12 protein-coding genes and 3 pseudogenes are annotated in these 16,013 nt (G+C 41.1%); 6 read left to right on the forward strand and 9 right to left on the reverse strand.

Annotated features, from left to right (window positions below):
- From psbV (G1O98_RS39820) to G1O98_RS10125, 5 genes and pseudogenes are all read right to left on the reverse strand, one after another.
- Positions 1 to 73: pseudogene (psbV, locus tag G1O98_RS39820) on the reverse strand (cytochrome c-550); the annotation flags it as partial.
- 83 nt (positions 74 to 156) lie between these two features.
- Positions 157 to 648, reverse strand: coding sequence for a photosystem II cytochrome c-550 (gene psbV, locus G1O98_RS10110; RefSeq protein WP_163928681.1), 492 nt, complete (start codon positions 646 to 648; stop codon positions 157 to 159).
- Between the two features lie 132 nt (positions 649 to 780).
- Positions 781 to 996, reverse strand: a complete 216-nt coding sequence (locus tag G1O98_RS10115) for a hypothetical protein (protein WP_012409317.1) — start codon at positions 994 to 996, stop codon at positions 781 to 783.
- Between the two features lie 141 nt (positions 997 to 1,137).
- Positions 1,138 to 1,965 (reverse strand): carbohydrate ABC transporter permease, encoded by an 828-nt coding sequence (locus tag G1O98_RS10120; RefSeq protein ID WP_163928682.1) that lies wholly within the window; start codon positions 1,963 to 1,965, stop codon positions 1,138 to 1,140.
- Positions 1,962 to 2,870 (reverse strand): sugar ABC transporter permease, encoded by a 909-nt coding sequence (locus G1O98_RS10125; protein WP_163928683.1) that lies wholly within the window; start codon positions 2,868 to 2,870, stop codon positions 1,962 to 1,964. Before G1O98_RS10125 ends, G1O98_RS10120 begins: the two co-directional genes overlap by 4 nt.
- A 249-nt stretch (positions 2,871 to 3,119) precedes the next feature.
- On the opposite strand from G1O98_RS10125, the gene G1O98_RS10130 reads away from it, so the two are divergent.
- Positions 3,120 to 5,567: an ATP-binding protein gene (locus G1O98_RS10130; RefSeq protein WP_163928684.1), complete on the forward strand. Its 2,448-nt coding sequence runs from the start codon at positions 3,120 to 3,122 to the stop codon at positions 5,565 to 5,567.
- Between the two features lie 7 nt (positions 5,568 to 5,574).
- On the opposite strand, the gene G1O98_RS10135 is transcribed toward G1O98_RS10130, so the two are convergent.
- Both G1O98_RS10135 and G1O98_RS39825 read right to left on the reverse strand, forming a co-directional pair.
- Positions 5,575 to 5,760 carry a hypothetical protein gene (locus G1O98_RS10135; RefSeq protein WP_163928685.1) on the reverse strand — a complete coding sequence of 62 codons (186 nt, stop codon included), beginning with the start codon at positions 5,758 to 5,760 and terminating at the stop codon, positions 5,575 to 5,577.
- A gap of 10 nt (positions 5,761 to 5,770) precedes the next feature.
- A pseudogene (locus G1O98_RS39825) lies at positions 5,771 to 5,986 on the reverse strand (ABC transporter substrate-binding protein); the annotation flags it as partial.
- Positions 5,987 to 6,054: 68 nt separating this feature from the next.
- On the opposite strand from G1O98_RS39825, the gene G1O98_RS10140 reads away from it, so the two are divergent.
- Positions 6,055 to 6,300, forward strand: coding sequence for a type II toxin-antitoxin system prevent-host-death family antitoxin (locus tag G1O98_RS10140; RefSeq protein WP_228058311.1), 246 nt, complete (start codon positions 6,055 to 6,057; stop codon positions 6,298 to 6,300).
- Complete coding sequence (locus tag G1O98_RS10145) at positions 6,297 to 6,689, forward strand: type II toxin-antitoxin system VapC family toxin (protein ID WP_163928686.1); 393 nt, start codon at positions 6,297 to 6,299, stop codon at positions 6,687 to 6,689. Before G1O98_RS10140 ends, G1O98_RS10145 begins: the two co-directional genes overlap by 4 nt.
- Positions 6,690 to 6,705: 16 nt before the next feature.
- On the opposite strand, the gene G1O98_RS10150 is transcribed toward G1O98_RS10145, so the two are convergent.
- The gene (locus tag G1O98_RS10150; RefSeq protein ID WP_175586618.1) at positions 6,706 to 7,926 is read right to left on the reverse strand and encodes an ABC transporter substrate-binding protein; all 1,221 of its coding nucleotides are present in this window, start codon (positions 7,924 to 7,926) and stop codon (positions 6,706 to 6,708) included.
- A gap of 200 nt (positions 7,927 to 8,126) precedes the next feature.
- Between G1O98_RS10150 and G1O98_RS10155 the strand changes: the two genes are divergently transcribed.
- The 3 genes and pseudogenes from G1O98_RS10155 to G1O98_RS10165 all read left to right on the forward strand — a co-directional run bounded on the left by G1O98_RS10155 (position 8,127) and on the right by G1O98_RS10165 (position 12,070).
- Entirely contained in the window at positions 8,127 to 9,548 is a 1,422-nt protein-coding gene (locus tag G1O98_RS10155) for an MFS transporter (protein ID WP_163928687.1), read from the forward strand.
- A gap of 76 nt (positions 9,549 to 9,624) precedes the next feature.
- Positions 9,625 to 10,242 (forward strand): annotated as a pseudogene (locus G1O98_RS10160) (HAMP domain-containing sensor histidine kinase); the annotation flags it as partial.
- A gap of 34 nt (positions 10,243 to 10,276) precedes the next feature.
- On the forward strand, positions 10,277 to 12,070 hold the full coding sequence (locus G1O98_RS10165; protein ID WP_243458391.1) for an ATP-binding protein: 1,794 nt from the start codon (positions 10,277 to 10,279) through the stop codon (positions 12,068 to 12,070).
- Positions 12,071 to 12,187: 117 nt separating this feature from the next.
- On the opposite strand, the gene G1O98_RS10170 is transcribed toward G1O98_RS10165, so the two are convergent.
- Positions 12,188 to 15,715 carry an NB-ARC domain-containing protein gene (locus G1O98_RS10170; RefSeq protein ID WP_163928688.1) on the reverse strand — a complete coding sequence of 1,176 codons (3,528 nt, stop codon included), beginning with the start codon at positions 15,713 to 15,715 and terminating at the stop codon, positions 12,188 to 12,190.
- Positions 15,716 to 16,013: the final 298 nt, after the last annotated feature.

The raw sequence follows: 16,013 nt of genomic DNA on the forward strand, positions 1-16,013 counted from the left end.
CCAGTGCCAGATCGTCTGGAGTAAGTCCAACGTTCTGATTTGTTTTGGTAACTCCCCCAGCATGACATTGGGCGAAGGAGGAAGGGGGAATGGATACTTCCCAATGCCCAATGCCCTATTCCCAATGCCCTATTCCCAATGACTCAGTTCCAGGATTTAGTAATAGATTTTTCCGCCTCCCCACTTAGTACCAACGATTTTGGGTTGTATTAGGATATGACCAGCGATCGCTTCCAAATCCTCATCCGTCAGATTTCGCATTGCTGTGAAAATATCTGCACTCTTGATACTGGGGTGGATTTCGGAAATCTCTTCTTCCCCGTCGTAAGTAGTGGGATTTTTCAGGTAATCCACCAAGCCTTCAATGTTATTACGGTTGGGTGTTGCCAGTGCCAGATCGTCTGGAGTAAGTCCAACGTTCTGATTTGTTTTGGTAACTCCCCCAGCATGACATTGGGCGCAAGCGTAGTTAAATAAGCGTTTGCCTTCTTTTACTTGTTTCAGGCTAAGTACGGTGGTCTCACCCTGAGCATTTAATGGCACTGTTCGGGTAGCTTTGTCTAGTTCCACTGCTGTCGCGCTACCGACAAGCAACTGAAAAGAGAGTAAAACAGTGACCACAACAACGCCAATTAGTCTTCTAAACATGTTTCCCCTTAAAAATTTTGACGCTCAACACAGCTAAGAAAGCGGTTCTCAATCTCCAAGCTGCTAATTGCTAATGACTCATTGTTTTTTGTCATTAGCTATCAATGATTAGCTAAAGCCCAAGATCACCCGTTAGGTGTCCTCGTCATCACCCACCAAGTCGCTAGTACCTTTTGGGTGTGTTTCAAACGATATTTGGGAAATAATTGCCTTTGCATCTTCTAACGCCAAACGGGTCTTTTGGTGTTTGTAGGCGATTCCCAGTTGGTTGCACAGAGAAAACACTTTTTCTACAGGTATACTGTAGTCGGCTGCTATCTCTGCGATCGATAGGTCTGCAAAACCCATAATGCTTGTTAACTGATAGATAGAGATTGAGTCGCTGTAATACCAATATCACGTTAGGAGTGCAATTTGTTGCCCAAAATACTGTTTGGGGAATGGGGAATTGGGGATTGGGAATTGGGAATGGGGCATTGGGCATGGCTATTAACCTTTTCCTCCGGTGAAGGTGACGCTTTGAATAAAGTAACGATTAAAAAAAGCATAAATACCTAAAGCTGGTAGGGTAAAGACCATAGAAGCCGCCATAATGTAGTTCCAATAGCTGATGTATTGACCTTTGAAGGTATTCAGTCCCAAAGGTAGAGTAAACATTTCTGGGTCAAATAGGATAACTATCGGCAGTAGAAAATTATTCCAACTTCCCATAAATACAAAAACTGCCTGTGCCGCTAATGCTGGTTTTGCTAGAGGTAAGACAATATGTCGGAAAATTCCAAAGGTATTTAAGCCATCGAGTTGAGCCGCTTCTTCTAGTTCTTTAGGAAAATTAACAAAAAACTGCCTCATCATAAAGATAAAAGTGGCATTCACCATGCTAGGCACAATCATGCCTTGATAAGAATTCAACCAGCCGATCGCTTTCAAAATCAAAAATGTCGGAATTAGGGTGATTTGCGCTGGTACTGCCAGCACAGCCAAGATGAGAAAGAACCAAAAGCGCTTACCCACAAAACGCAGTCTTGCCAAGGCATAACCAGCCATTGAATTTAACAACAAGTTTAAAAGCGTAACGCTGACGGCAATTACTACACTGTTGAACAACCAACGCCAAAATAACGGTTCTTGGAGAAAGATTTGCCTGTAGTTGTCAAGAGTAAAATTCTTGGGGAGAAAGTTGGGTTCACCACCCACAATCTCTGTTAACGGCTTAAATGATGCTGAAAGCGCCCAGAGAAAGGGAATTAGGGTAATGATCGCATAGAGTGTCAGCAAGACGTATAGCAAGACTTTTAAGCCAGAGATTTTAGTCAAATCCGTTCGCCTCCAAAAAGTCGCCGTTGAATCAAAGTGATGGCAACGATCGCTGCTGCTAACAAAAATGCGATCGCTGCTGCATATCCCATTTGTAAATTTCGAAACACAGCTTGGTAAATTAGCAGCACCACAGTTAAGGTAGCGTTGTTTGGGCCGCCAGTACCCCCAGAAAAGATGTAAGACTGGTCAAAAAGTTGAAAAGTCCCAATCACCCCCACTGCTACCACAAAGAAGGTTACAGGCTTAAGCAAGGGGAGGGTAACGTGGATAAATTGCTGCCACCCATTTGCGCCATCGAGTTCCGCCGCCTCATAAAGTGTTTGGGGTATATCTTGCAATGCCGCCAGATAAATCACCATGAAAAACGGTGCAGTTGACCAAATGTTCATGATCATAATGCCTTTGAGCGCAACTGCTGGATCGCCCAACCAGTTATAAGTAGGTAGCCCTACAAAAGCAAGAAAATCGTTTAGTAGCCCGTCGGTGTTATAAATCCACATAAAGATCAGCGTCAGCACTGCTGAAGAGGTGACTGTGGGCAAAAAGTAGAGGATACGCCACCAGTTTTTACCGCGAATCCCAGAATTCAGAGTTACTGCCAGAATTAAAGCTAAGACTGTTTGAGTTGGCACAACAATAGCTACGTATTGTGCTGTATTTCTCAAAGCAATCCAAACCCTTTCATCTTCAGTTAATCGCGTGAAGTTCCGAAAACCGATGAACTCGTACTCAATACCGCCGAGAAGTTGGACTTTTTGCAAGGAAAGAAAAACGGCGTAGAGAATGGGTAAGACTACAAAAGTCCCCAAAACTAGAATGGTGGGCATCATGAACATATACCCAGCCAAGTCTTCTGTGATACTCCACCTGGGGTTACTCCGCCGCCTGTTGATTGCAAACACTACAGAACCTCCGTTTAATCTCGCACTAACCCGGCTGTAGCGATGGGTTGTGCATGATTATTGATCCTACTCCTGTAAAAAAATATTTAACCTCATTAAATTAAGTTTCTATTTTTGGAAAGCCTAGACGCAAAACGGCGATTCACGAGATATCGGTTGTATGAGTTAGCTGCTTATGTAATTTAGGGAACTATATATCTAGCTTCCTTGGGGATGCTAATTAACCCGACTCAAGCAAGAGGACACAAAATGTCATATACAGCCTACTTACGTTCGATTAAAAGTGAACTTCAGAGAACTGATAAAACTCAAAAAAGCCTACGGGTAAAAACTATCATAGAACAGTTTGGCTACCAGCGTAGAAGTCAATCATTCATAGATAATTTTAATACTGCTCTTGATGAATTGGGACTTTGTGCAAATCCTTGCTTAGATTTGTATATTCCATTAGATACAAAAATTGCTATTTCTATTAAAGGTGTAGAAGCAATCAATAAAGTAGCTGAATCGGAATCAATTTCAGTCAAACTACAGGAGGCAATTTCAGTCAAACATGATTTTTTTTACTACTTGTTTGATTTTGGCTCTGAACAAGAATATGAACGATTCCAAGCATGTTTAGATTCTCATCAGCCAGTAGGTATTTTTTTGATTCCCCAAGTAGAAGATTTCTTCTCTGATATTGTGGTCAAAATCTTTAATTATGAATTAATTAGAAAATATCAATACGGGGGATATAGTAGTACCCCCAAAGCTGCTACTAGAAAAATTCCTACAAGTCTTGCTTCAGATCAAGATTGTGATGATGAACAAGAAAATTCTATTTCTGATGCTAGCATTTTTCAGTTTTATCGCTCAACTATGACCAGTATTATACTTGGCAATACTGGTTTAGAGTTGCTTGATTCGGAAAAGTTCGATCAGCAGTTTGAACAGATATCTCTATCTGCCAATAAATATAATTCTGAACAGTTTTTTATATTATTTCATTGTCCATCAGTATTAGAAATCCAAGCTCATCAGCAAGAAGATGCTTTAGGATACTTGGTAGATAGAGTTGCGAGTAAAATTCCTTTTACTTTTACTCTCAGATGTAAATACCCAAATGAAGCCTCTCTTGAGCATAAAGAAGAAGTATATGCTCATTTTCGTCTCCTGCTGGAACTTCCATATTATCAAATAGAGGAAGATGATGCATCTTTGCGAGATTACTTTGTAGATTTGCAAAAAGCTCAAATACAGGCAGAATCACAGTTATTATTGAAGATAAAACCAGAACATTTTTACAGCCTAAAGTGGCAACAGGAAAGTAAAGAATATATTTATCTCAAGTATTTTGCTATTAAAACCTTAGAAAATCTAGGATATGAATTATCTAATATTGGCTGTGAAGTTGAGTTGACTTCTAGGGATGAAGAAACACCAGATGAAGATACATCAGATGAAGATGGAGAGTATCAAAGCGAAATTATAGAAGTCTATGTAAAAAATCAGGTAGTGGTTGAGATAGAAACTCTCAAATATCAAGAGTTTCAGGATAACAATCTCTTTTTAGATCCCCTGAAAAGAGTTTTGAGGAAATCAAAAGTATGGCCAAATAATTTAAAAAGTCTTTGGTTGGTAATTCCCGGTTTTGAGATTGCCCGCAACTATTACCAATTAAAAAAGGCTAAGGAAATATTAGAATATAAGTTATCTGGATATTATGGCGATCGCTTCCAGGTTGTAATCATGGCTCCTGATTATGAAAAACACCAATTAGTCCCAGTATCATTTGATTCTATTGAATATCCATCTTTTGGGTATGGGGTTAAAAAACCTAGTTTATTACAGACATATCCAGTTACTAATCGCGTTAAAGAATTTAAGCTTGATTTTAACCAAGTAAAAGGTTTAAACGAAGAAAAAGAAAAACTAAATAAACTCCTCAAGTTGCAATCTAAGGGACACAAGGGTTCAATTGGTGGAATTCTTTTCTATGGATTACCTGGATGTGGTAAAACTCTACTGGCAAATGCTTTTGCTAATGAGTCTGGCAGATATTTCTTTAAATTCTCTCCTGCTGATATTGTCAGTGTTTGGATAGGTCAAAGTCAAAAAAATATTCGAGATATCTTTGCTCAAGCTAAGAAAAAAGCTCCTTCAGTTTTATTTATTGATGAGTTAGACAGTATTGGCTTTAATCGTAACGAAGACAACGCCCACACAGACCAAAAAGCAACTATTAATCAATTACTCATCGAACTAAATAATCTTCAAAATAGTGACGTAATTGTAATTGCTGCAACTAATTATTTGAGTGGTATAGATAGTGCGTTGAAACGTTCTGGTAGATTGGATTGGAAGATTCCTATCTTTCCACCGTCTCAAGTAGAAAGAATAGAGCTATTCATACACTACCTGTCAAAAATTGATATGAATCAGCTAGTTAACTTTGAAATGCTGGCAGAGAAAAGTATAAAGTTTACGTCATCAGATATCGAGTTAGTTTGTCGGGAAGTTAAAAATGCTATTCTTCTAGAAGAAATAAGTTCAGCTTTAACAACTTCAGATGTGATTACTTACATCAATAATCTCCAAGATGGTGGTTTAAGTCTAAATCAAGAACAAGTCAAGGAATTTGTAGAAGAGTGTAAAAGAATGAGTGTGAAGAATCCTAAGCTAGAAACTCTTAAATTAGAATGGGCTTTATATTAGCAATAGCTCAATAAAATGGTGATCGCTCTCGTGCCTGTATTCTGATAGAACTACTAACCGAAGCAAACATAGATATCCGCAAAGGCATTGAACCAAAACTTTTTGCAGAAGAACGCCGTTTGCGATCGCAAATCAATGCTAAGGAAAAATTCTTACTCCAAGATGATGATAAATCTAGGGGCTTGCACTGCATAGATTTTCAGTCAATCCATCGCCTTAATCTGCTGATTAGCTTCATTCTCTGCCTTCATCATCGCCTGCTTTAATGGTTGTTGCCCCAACAAGGTGCTGACAAACTGGTTCTCAAAGTTATTGACGATGCCTACGGCGGGCTACGCCTACGCACTTGGATATTTCCCCACCTGCCACGGTGTAGCATAATCCACTCCCGCCACTAATGGCGATCTCAGTAGGTCTTGTCTTGGTCATAGCCGATAAATATTGAGCAATAGTTCATGCTATGCCCTATTAAAATATGACTATAGTCATGACTATGGTTATTATGAAATCAATTTCCAAAAGTAAACTCAAATCTCAACTTCTTGAGTTCTTACGACTTGTAGAGTCAGAGGGAGAAGAAATTATAGTTACCGATCGCGGTAAGCCAGTCGTGAAAATTTCCAAATACGCGCAAACACCTTCAACAGAGGAGTTATTTGGAGAAATGCGCGGTAAAGTGAAGTACTTTGAGGATTTAACTACACCAACAACTGAGGAATGGCCACAATTGTGAAGATAGTCCTTGACACTTGTGCCTTAATCTGGTGGAGTTTAGATCCAGCCAGACTTTCTGAACAAGCCAAAGAAGCGTGCGACTACATGGAAAGGGATAAAAATGGTCTTGTTCCGTCTATCGCTATATGGGAAATTGCTTTAAAAATCAAAAATAAAAAACTAGATTTAGGAGTCAATCTTAACGAGTATGTAGTAACGCTGAAAAAGTCTAGTACTGTTCAGATTGTACCCATTGATGAAAATATTTGGATGGAAAGTGCCAATTTAGAATGGGGTCATCGAGATCCAGTAGATCGAGTTGTCGTTGCACTAGCCAGAAGTAATCAAGCTGCAATAATTACATCTGATAAAGAGATAGCAAACTTCTACCCAGAAGTGATTTGGTGAAGGTAAGAAAGATTGTTTAATCCATCGCTTTAATTTGCTGATTAGCTTCATTCTCTGCCTTCATCATCGCCTGCTTTAATGGTTGTTGCCCCAACAAGGCGCTGACAAACTGGTTCTCAAAGTTATTCACGATCGCACCTGGATATTTCCCCACCTGCCACGGTGTAGCATAATCCACTCCCCCCACTAATGGCGATCGCAGTGCGTCTTGGTCATAACCCAAATTCTTTGCCACTGATTTACGTGTTGGCAAAGCAAACCCTGTTCCTGTCCACTTTTGCATTCCTTCTTTACCAGTGAGATAGGAAATCAACTCCCAGGCTTCGGCTTTGTGCTGTGCAAGATTATTCATCACGTAGGCAACTGTAAAGACCATAGTGCCTTTTTTGCCGTTAATCGTAGGCACTGGTGCGGTAGCAAACTCTACTTGGGGAAAGGTTTCAGTTAAGTAAGGAATTGCCCAATTACCCTCAATCACCATTGCCACTTTACTCTGACCAAACATTTCACTACCTGAGTTTGTCCCTACATCAGATTTTTGGGCAGAGGAACGGTCTTTTTGATACTGGTCTATTACCAACTCTAAACCCTTTAAACCTGCCTCACTCGCAAAGTTAGCATAACCATTTTGATCGATGAGTTGTCCACCAAAGGCTTTAATTTTATAAGCCTGACGTGCTAATTCAGGAATTTCCCCAAATCCGTATTTGTTAAGTTTGCCTGTCAATTGTTTCGAGTAGTTACGTAATTCATCCCAAGTAGTCGGTGGATTACTCAACCCTGCGGCAGCAAATGCTTTTTTGTTATAAAACAGGGCAAGGGTGGAATAGTCTTTGGGAAGACCATAAATATGATTCTGATATTTGAAACTATCGATTAGGGTATCTTCAAAATCCGTTAGGTCAAATTCGGGGGTAATGTAACTTTCTAATGGTTCTAGGACATTCTGACTCATCAAGAAAGGAGCTTCTAGCGCATCGAGATAAAAGACATCTGGTGCAGCTTCCCCAACTAAACGAGTTTTGATTACATCCATGTATTGGTCGGAAATTACCTCATATTTGACCTTAATAGTTGGATGTTGTACCTCAAACTCTCGCAATACCTGTCTCAAGAGTTTTTGCTCAACAGGAGAACCTCCCCAGCCACTAAGTTTGATACTAACTGCGGTAGATGCTAACGGTTTGCTTGGTAATTGTAGACTTTGACAAGCAATAATAGCGATCGCGATCGCCATTACCAATCCCAAAAAATTAAACAATCTTTGTTTGATCACTTGTACCTTCTGTTACTAAGGAGTGATATTTACTTATCCAAAATTTTTGTTGAAAATTGCAAGCTAGAATAACGAAAACTTATTAAAAATGCTAATAAAAGCATACTGAGTTCTTCGACAACCGGATTTATGTCAGGATGCTTTACTCATAAACATACATTATGGATTCCGTTCAGGTTGAAACAACTACGCCACTGACTCTGGAAATTCCCCAGATTTCCTTACCACCAACAGCACTTTCTCCAACCTCTCGAATTCCCAAGGATGCGATTCGCACAAGTTTAAAAGCCTCCACTGCGGATTCTGTCTTAGCGGCGGTTTACTCTCTTGGAACTGGCGGGATTTTACTCAGCAATTTCTTGGTGGAATTGGGTGCTAGTCCAGTAGTATTTGGGATGCTTTGCTCTATCCCCATGTTGGTCAATCTGATTCAGCCGTTGGGTGCTTACTTGTCTGAACGTAGCACCAGCCGCTTTCAATATTCTCTTCGGACACACGGAATTGGTCGGCTGCTATGGCTGGCTCTAGTAATCGGTATTGTAGGTGTAAGCTTGGAAGTGATTAATACTCACCAATTAGTGATATTGACACTTTTGATTGTCCTATTCAGCAATCTTTTGGGAGGACTAGGAACCGCATCGTGGCTCAGTTGGGTTGCAATGATAGTTCCCCGGCGATTGCGAGGCAGGTATTTTGGGACACGCAATAGTGCCGCTAATCTCACCAATTTAGTTTGCGTACCAATGGCTGGTTTAGCTGTATCACATTGGTATGGTGGAACTCTACAAGGCTATGGGGTGGTTCTGCTAATAAGTATTGTGTTGGGAATTGCGGGATTGGGGTGTCAGTATTTCCAAGTGGATATGAATCCCAGATCGCAAAATACTTATTATGGCAATTCAACTCAAATAAGTGAGATTCAGCCAGAGGTTAGAAAAGATGAATCTTCTGAAGTCGTTCAATCAATTCATCCACCACAAAACCAGTTAACTCACAGTGTTTGGAAAAACTCTAACTTTTTAAGATTTCTGTTGTATTTCAGCTTCTGGAATCTTGCTGTTAACCTCAGCAGTCCTTTTTTCAACCTCTATATGCTGGACACGCTGGATTTAGATGTCAGTTACGTGACTATCTACAACAGCCTTCAGGCGGGGGCAACTTTGCTAATGCTTATTTTGTGGGGAAAATTAGCAGACAAGATAGGCAATCGTCCCATCCTCATCTGTATTGGAATTTTGGTTGCAGCTACACCACTACTATGGCTAGGAATTGGTGCCAATCACCTTGATATCTGGTTGTGGCTACCTCTGTTACATATCTTGGCTGGAGGTACTTGGGCAGCAATTGATTTGTGTAGTAACAATATACAATTGGCGATCGCACCAATTAAAAATCAGTCTATCTATTTTGCGATCGCAGCTGCCGTCGCTGGAGGGAGTGGTGCTTTAGGCGCAACTATAGGCAGCTTCATCGTCCAATTTGCTCAGTTTGGAGGCTTGGTAGGGTTGTTTGCCCTCTCTAGTCTATTTCGACTAGCAGCACTTCTTCCACTCGTTTTTGTCAAAGAACCGGAGAGAGGATGAGGGAGCAGGGGGGCCGGGGAGCAGGGGAGAAGAATTAATAACCAATGCCCAATCCCCAATGCCCAATTCCCAATTCCCAATCCCCAATCCCCAATCCCCAATTCCAGTATCTCGCTCAATAATCGAGCGGATGATTCAAGGCAACGATCGCCAACTGGCGATGATTAACTCATTGCTAGAAATTAATTCCTGCGAACAACAGGGTATTGATATCAAACATGAACCTGTGCAACTTAGCACCGTGCTGGGAGGAACAGTCACCCACTTGGAACAGATGTTGACACAAAATCAAGCGACTCTGAAGAACTTGGTTCCCGCAGATTTACCGTTAGTAATGGCAGATGGGACTCTGTTGCAGAAAGTTTTAGTAACTTTAATCACCCATAGCTTGCAAAATAATCCACCAGGATTAAATTTTATTCTTAGTGCCAGCATTGAGGGGGGAATGATTCGCACTCAGATTCAAGATGATGGTGTAGTAATGAGTAAACTAGAGTGCGATCGCCTTTTCGATCTCCATGTCCGCGATCCCCAAGATTGTTGTTCTACGAGCATTGGCTTAAAAATGTATCTTTGTCGGAAAGTTATTAAGGCACATGGCGGCAAAATTGGTGTTATTAGTAACCGCAAGCGCGGGTTAACTTTCTGGTTTACATTACCTCTCTTCACTTCATCCGCAACAAATCGCCCATAAATCACCAAAAAATGAGAGGGTGTTATTTATAGCAATGTTGAGTAAAGGAAACACCCTCGACGGTATGGGCAAAGTTGCTTGGATGCTAATAGCTACTCCATTTACAACAGTGCAAAGCTGGTGGAGAAAAACCTTTTCTGCACCAAAAACAGATGAAACCACTACTCTTTACAGAGCTTGGCGTAACCGTTTTTTGTGGCAGAGATTGCGTTTATGGTTATGGCTGGCGCTGATTTGTTTGTTGTCTTTTACTTTGCGAGACATTTACGGCTTTTTGTTCTCTTTAAAAGAGTTGGAAAGTCTGTCAGAAATACTTAGAACTCAACGCCTTGTAATCAATATTGCAATGCTCCTGAGTATACTGATCTGCTTTGCCTTACATAAAACTAAATTAGGCCGCAATCGTCCAGATTTATTATTTTTGGGGTCTTCTTGGGCAATTAGTCTCGCATCACAGTTGTTTGCCACCCTGAGAGGCTTCGCACTACCCGATGCCATCGGTTGGTCACTGCTCTTCTTGAGCCAAGCTATATTAATGCCTGTCTGCTGGATTGTTCACTTGCTGTCTCAAGTGGGTGTGCTAGTTTACTATTTTAGTGTAAATACGGTGCTTGGGCTAAAAACACCAGTCCCTGAACACCCAGAAATATATAGTGTGACATTTCTTTTATACATTTTTTGGTTTTGTGCTATATGTGACATTGGTGTTTATCTATACGATCGCCTGCAACGCTCTGAATTTTACGCTCGTCAAGAACTGGAATTTGCATATCAAAAACTCAAGGTTGCAGAAACTAAATATCGCAGTATTTTTGAAAACGCTGTTGAAGGAATTTTTCAAAGCAGTCCCGATGGACGTTACATTACGGCAAATCCTGCTTTAGCACGCATTTATGGCTACTCCTTAGCGGAGGAGGTGACAGCAAATTCCACTGATATTCAACAATTGTACGTTGATCCAAACCGCCGCGCCGAATTTGTGCGGCTGATGGAAAAGTATGGCAGCATTTCCGAGTTTGAATCCCAAATTTATCGCCGAGATGGGAGTATTGTCTGGATTTCAGAAAAAGCCTACGCAGTGCGTGACGAACAGGGAAAACTGCTTTATTACGAAGGTTTGATTGAAGACATTACCCAGCGCAAACAAACTGAAGAAGAACTACGAGTATTTTTCCATGCAGTTTCTCACGACTTACGTAACCCAGTACTGGGTACTTTAATGGTGCTGAGAAACTTGCTTGCACGTCCAGAGGAAAATATCTCGATTTCCCGCTCAATATTAGAGCGGATGATTCAAAGTAGCGATCGCCAACTGAACTTAATTAATTCGTTGATGGAAGCTCATATCAGTGAGGTGCAAGGTGTGATTTTGCAACGTCAGCCTGTACAATTACTGACAGTTGTCGAAGCTGCGATCGCAGATTTGGAACCATTGCTAGAGCAAAATCAAGCCAAGTTGACCAATCTGGTATCCGCAGATTTGCCATTATTGAATGCAGATCCTACCCAACTATGGCGAGTTTTTTCTAATTTAATTGTCAATGCTCTCAAACACAATCCTCCTGGATTGCTATTGACAATTAACGCTACCCGTGAAGGTGAGATGATTTATTGTACTGTTAGTGATAACGGTGTAGGCATTAGTCAACAACAAAGCGATCGGCTTTTTGACCTTTACTTTCGGGGCGCAAATATCCGCAATTCTGTAAGTTTGGGATTAGGGTTATATTTATGTAAGCAAATCATCAATGCTCACGGCGGCGAAATAGGTGTAAACAGTGTATTAGATGCAGGGGCAACCTTCTGGTTTACTTTACCTATTAGCTGACTAGTGGTCTGTTAAACGAAGTTTGAAAGCAAAAGGAACGAACCACAGAGGCGCAGAGAGTACAGAGTCAAAGAACAAAGAGATGTTTAAGAAGTGTTTCATCTACTTGATAGATTACTAGGGAGCAGCGCCTAAAGCCTGTAAAGTTGCTAATTGAGCTTCTGTTAAACCTTGAATTTCTTCCACCTTCATACCTTCATAAGGGCGAGGCGCTCTCCAAGTTTGCTCATATTTACCAGTTTGCAAATCCCAGACTTTGATGGTTTCGTCTAAGCTACCACTAAAAGCAGTCAATCTGGTAGAAGTTGCGTCTCCAATTGAGATAGAAGCTACTACTAAACTATAAACAAGCTCTGAGTGACCCACCAAAGTTTGATAACATTCTCCTGTAGAAATACGCCAAAGTTTCAGATTGCGATCGACACTACCGCTAACAATAAACTGAGCATCTGGACTAAACTGTGCCACCATAACGGGGTCTTGATGTCCTACAAAAGTTTGGAGGCATTTTCCTGTGGAAACCAACCACAGTTTCAAAGTTCGGTCGAAACTTGTACTTAATAACCACTGACCGTTAGGGCTAAAGGTAACTGACCACACACTGTTGGTGTGTCCTGTTAAAGTTTGGCGGCATTCTCCAGTGTCAATGTTCCACAGCTTAATTATCCCATCAAACTCACTACTTGCAAGCAGTTGACCATCTGGACTAAAGGCGACTGAAACAACTGGACTATTATGTCCTTTGAAGGTTTTCAGGCATTGTCCTGTGCTAATATCCCAAAGTTTCACGGTTTGGTCATAGCTGCTACTGGCTAATTGTCTGCCATCTGGACTAAAAACGACTGTCCAAACCCAACTAGTATGACCGTGTAAGGTTTGTAGACAAGTTCCTAACTTCCAGTCCCATAATTTGATACTGTAGTCTGCACTGCCACTGGCAAGTAAAAGATGCTGGTTAGCGGGTTGAAATGCCACTGACCACACGCGGTTAGTATGTTCCCGTAATGTTTGCACTAGAGTACCGTTTTTAATATCCCAGAGCTTAATTGTTTGGTCTTCGTGTCCACTTGCCAGATAGTTGCCGTCTGGACTTGGAGCCAGGGATAATACGCTATTGGTATGTCCTTTGAGTGTTTTCGTGCAGCGTCCTATTTGAAGATTCCATAGTTTAGTGGCGTGGTCATCACCACCACTGACCAATTGTTGCTCGTTGGGATGATAAGCAACTGACCAAAGGCGGCTGCTATGACCAAGAAAGGTTTTTAGGCAATTTCCGTTGACATCCCATAATTTGACTGTGCGGTCAAAACTGCTGCTAGCCAACTGCTGACCGTTGGGACTAAATGCGATCGCAGTTACTGTCTGTCGATGTCCGCGTAGGGTTTGCAGACATTTTTGGCTTTTAACATCCCAGAGTTTGATAGTGTTGTCATAGCTGCCACTGGCGAGTAACTTACCATCTGGACTAAATGTTATTGAGCGTAACCAGCGATCGTGTCCTTGCCAAACACAAAAGCAATTTCCGCTAGCAACATCCCACAAGCGAATTGTATAATCTTCGCTACAACTGGCAAGAATTTTACCATTAGGGTGAAAAGCGATCGCCCAGACTCGACCTTTATGACCAACTAAAGTCTGAACTTCTGGGTTAAGCTTTTCTGGTGTAACTTCCCACAAACGAATACTTAAATCTTGACCGCAACTTGCAACAATATTACCTTGAGGACTAAATGCAACGGCGTTAACTGAGTAAGTATGTCCTTGGTATGTGTGCAAACATTGCCCAGTTTCCACATCCCATAACTTTACTAGATAATCATCACTAGCGCTGGCCAGATACCGTCCATCTGGACTAAAAGCTACACTCCACGTCCAATGTTGATGTCCTCGACAACACACTAGTTGTTTGACTGTGTTAACATCCCAAATTTGAATGTCGCCTTTGGTGTCACTAGTAGCTAAATACTGACCATCTGAACTAAAAGCAACACTGAGTACACCACCAAAGGTTTCAGCAAAGACAGTTTCTCTAATTTTGACATTAGTAAAATTAGTGTTATGTAATGTGGTGTTGGCTAAGTAAGCTTGGCGAATAGCCAAATGAGAAAAGTCAAAACTACTCAGGTCGGTTTGCAAGTAAGAGAATAAATTTAGCAGATTGCCCCCTGCATAGCCTGTTTGCACTACTGTTTGGTGTCGCAATTGGGCTAAAATTTTGCAAAGTTGCTCCTCAAGTTGGGCTTGTGTGTCGAAGTGGCTGAAAAGTCGCTCGACTAATGGGTGCAGAATAAATTGAATTTGGGCTTCGCGCACGTAGTCTTGAGTTTGAGCTTCAATTAAGGCGTGGTTTTTGAATAAGTTGAGTTCGCCTCTAATAATCTCCCGCTCAATAGTCTGGATAAATTGTTCTGTAACATATTCCATAATTACGGGTTGTTGCGTTAACCCTGTCGTTACTGTTTCTATAAGTGAGCGTCCCTTGAGTGACTCCAAAGCTTCTAAGAGTTCTCGCCAAGGTACTTGTGGCAATATTTCTGTTTGCAACTTTGTTGGTGTTACTCCTTCTCGGTTAATCGCTAGCCAATACATAATCTGCTGTTGCAGAGGCGATAAACGCTCGAATTGTTGCCTTAATAAGTCCCACAAATCGCTAAAAAGGGTATTACCTTGTGCCAAAAATGCTTGTGTGTCACCACAAAATATATCTTGAATAGCGGTTGCGGCAATTTTGAGGGCGAGTGGATTACCACCAAAGTAATTAACCAAGGTTTGGTGCTGAGGTGTTGTATCTAACCCTTTGGCGATCAGTATTTGCTGACCATCTATTACTGAGAGTCCTGATAGAGAGAGCGATCGCACAGGTAAATTTTTTCCTTCCCGCACCGCAATTCCACCTGGTTTTTCTCGTCCGGTAACTACCAAACAACTTTGGTGAAGTTCATCGCAGATTCGCTCAAATAGCTGTTGGTATCCTTCAAACCCTTGTTGGTACTGTCCACCCCGGTTTCCACTTTCTAAAACTGACTCGACATTATCAAAAACCAACAAGCAACGCTTCTGCCGCAACTGTTGCATCAAAATACTAATTGAACTATTGATTGTTGCCTCTGAACCCATTAAAATCGGCAAAATCTCGCCCAATAAAGTATTTAGTGGCAGTGCTTGCCGTAAACTACGCCAAATCACATATTCAAACTGAGACTGAATTTGCCCTGCAAGTTTCACTGAGAGAGTAGTTTTGCCAATTCCACCGAGTCCGAAAATCCCGACGAAACGACAACGCTCATTCCCAATCCATGTTGCTAAAGTTTGCAATTCTGCTTGACGACCGTAAAATCGAGAAACATCTATGGCTTCTCCCCAATCTTGTGTAGTGTTTTGGGATTGCTGATAGCGATGCAGAACCGCTTGGATATTTTTTTTAGTGACATCTTCACCAGTGACTTGGGAGAGCGATCGCCACAAATGTGATCCAACCTGTTTAATATAGTCGTAATCATAACCTATCTTATCCGCAATTTCCGCATAAGTACGTCCGATCCAACTTTCCAGAAAGACTACAGATCGAACATCATTTAGTCTTTGCTCCAAGATAGTAGAGCGTAAAAGAGTATCGACTATTTTGAGTGCCTCTTCTCCCGTCATCGCTCAACAAGATCCACATATCGTTTAAGTATTTAACTTGTCTGTTCTTACCGAAAAGATTATGACAAAGTTTACAATTCTTTACACTAAGTCGTCACTTTTTCTCACCGGCACAGCGATCGGGTTTGAGGTTTGATGAAGTTAAGACAAAGCACAAGTTGCTAACGTCTATTTCGAGTTCTCTACCCCGTATCATCTCGATAAAATATGGGGTAAATCTTGTCTTTGTAATTCATAAAACTCTATTTTCAATAGGGTCTCAAATCATCGAATTAACCAAAGTACTTTCATATATAGG

It is taken from the genome of Nostoc sp. UIC 10630, from assembly GCF_010747425.1.
In the GTDB taxonomy this organism is placed as follows: Bacteria; Cyanobacteriota; Cyanobacteriia; order Cyanobacteriales; family Nostocaceae; genus Nostoc.

Bases quoted from the DNA above. Each gene is read 5' to 3' on its own strand.
- psbV (WP_163928681.1), bottom strand. From the start codon at position 648: ATGTTTAGAAGACTAATTGGCGTTGTTGTGGTCACTGTTTTACTCTCT.
- G1O98_RS10115 (WP_012409317.1), bottom strand. From the start codon at position 996: ATGGGTTTTGCAGACCTATCGATCGCAGAGATAGCAGCCGACTACAGT.
- G1O98_RS10130 (WP_163928684.1), top strand. From the start codon at position 3,120: ATGTCATATACAGCCTACTTACGTTCGATTAAAAGTGAACTTCAGAGA.
- G1O98_RS10135 (WP_163928685.1), bottom strand. From the start codon at position 5,760: ATGCAGTGCAAGCCCCTAGATTTATCATCATCTTGGAGTAAGAATTTT.
- G1O98_RS10140 (WP_228058311.1), top strand. From the start codon at position 6,055: ATGACTATGGTTATTATGAAATCAATTTCCAAAAGTAAACTCAAATCT.
- G1O98_RS10150 (WP_175586618.1), bottom strand. From the start codon at position 7,926: ATGGCGATCGCGATCGCTATTATTGCTTGTCAAAGTCTACAATTACCA.
- G1O98_RS10155 (WP_163928687.1), top strand. From the start codon at position 8,127: ATGGATTCCGTTCAGGTTGAAACAACTACGCCACTGACTCTGGAAATT.
- G1O98_RS10165 (WP_243458391.1), top strand. From the start codon at position 10,277: ATGTTGAGTAAAGGAAACACCCTCGACGGTATGGGCAAAGTTGCTTGG.
- G1O98_RS10170 (WP_163928688.1), bottom strand. From the start codon at position 15,715: ATGACGGGAGAAGAGGCACTCAAAATAGTCGATACTCTTTTACGCTCT.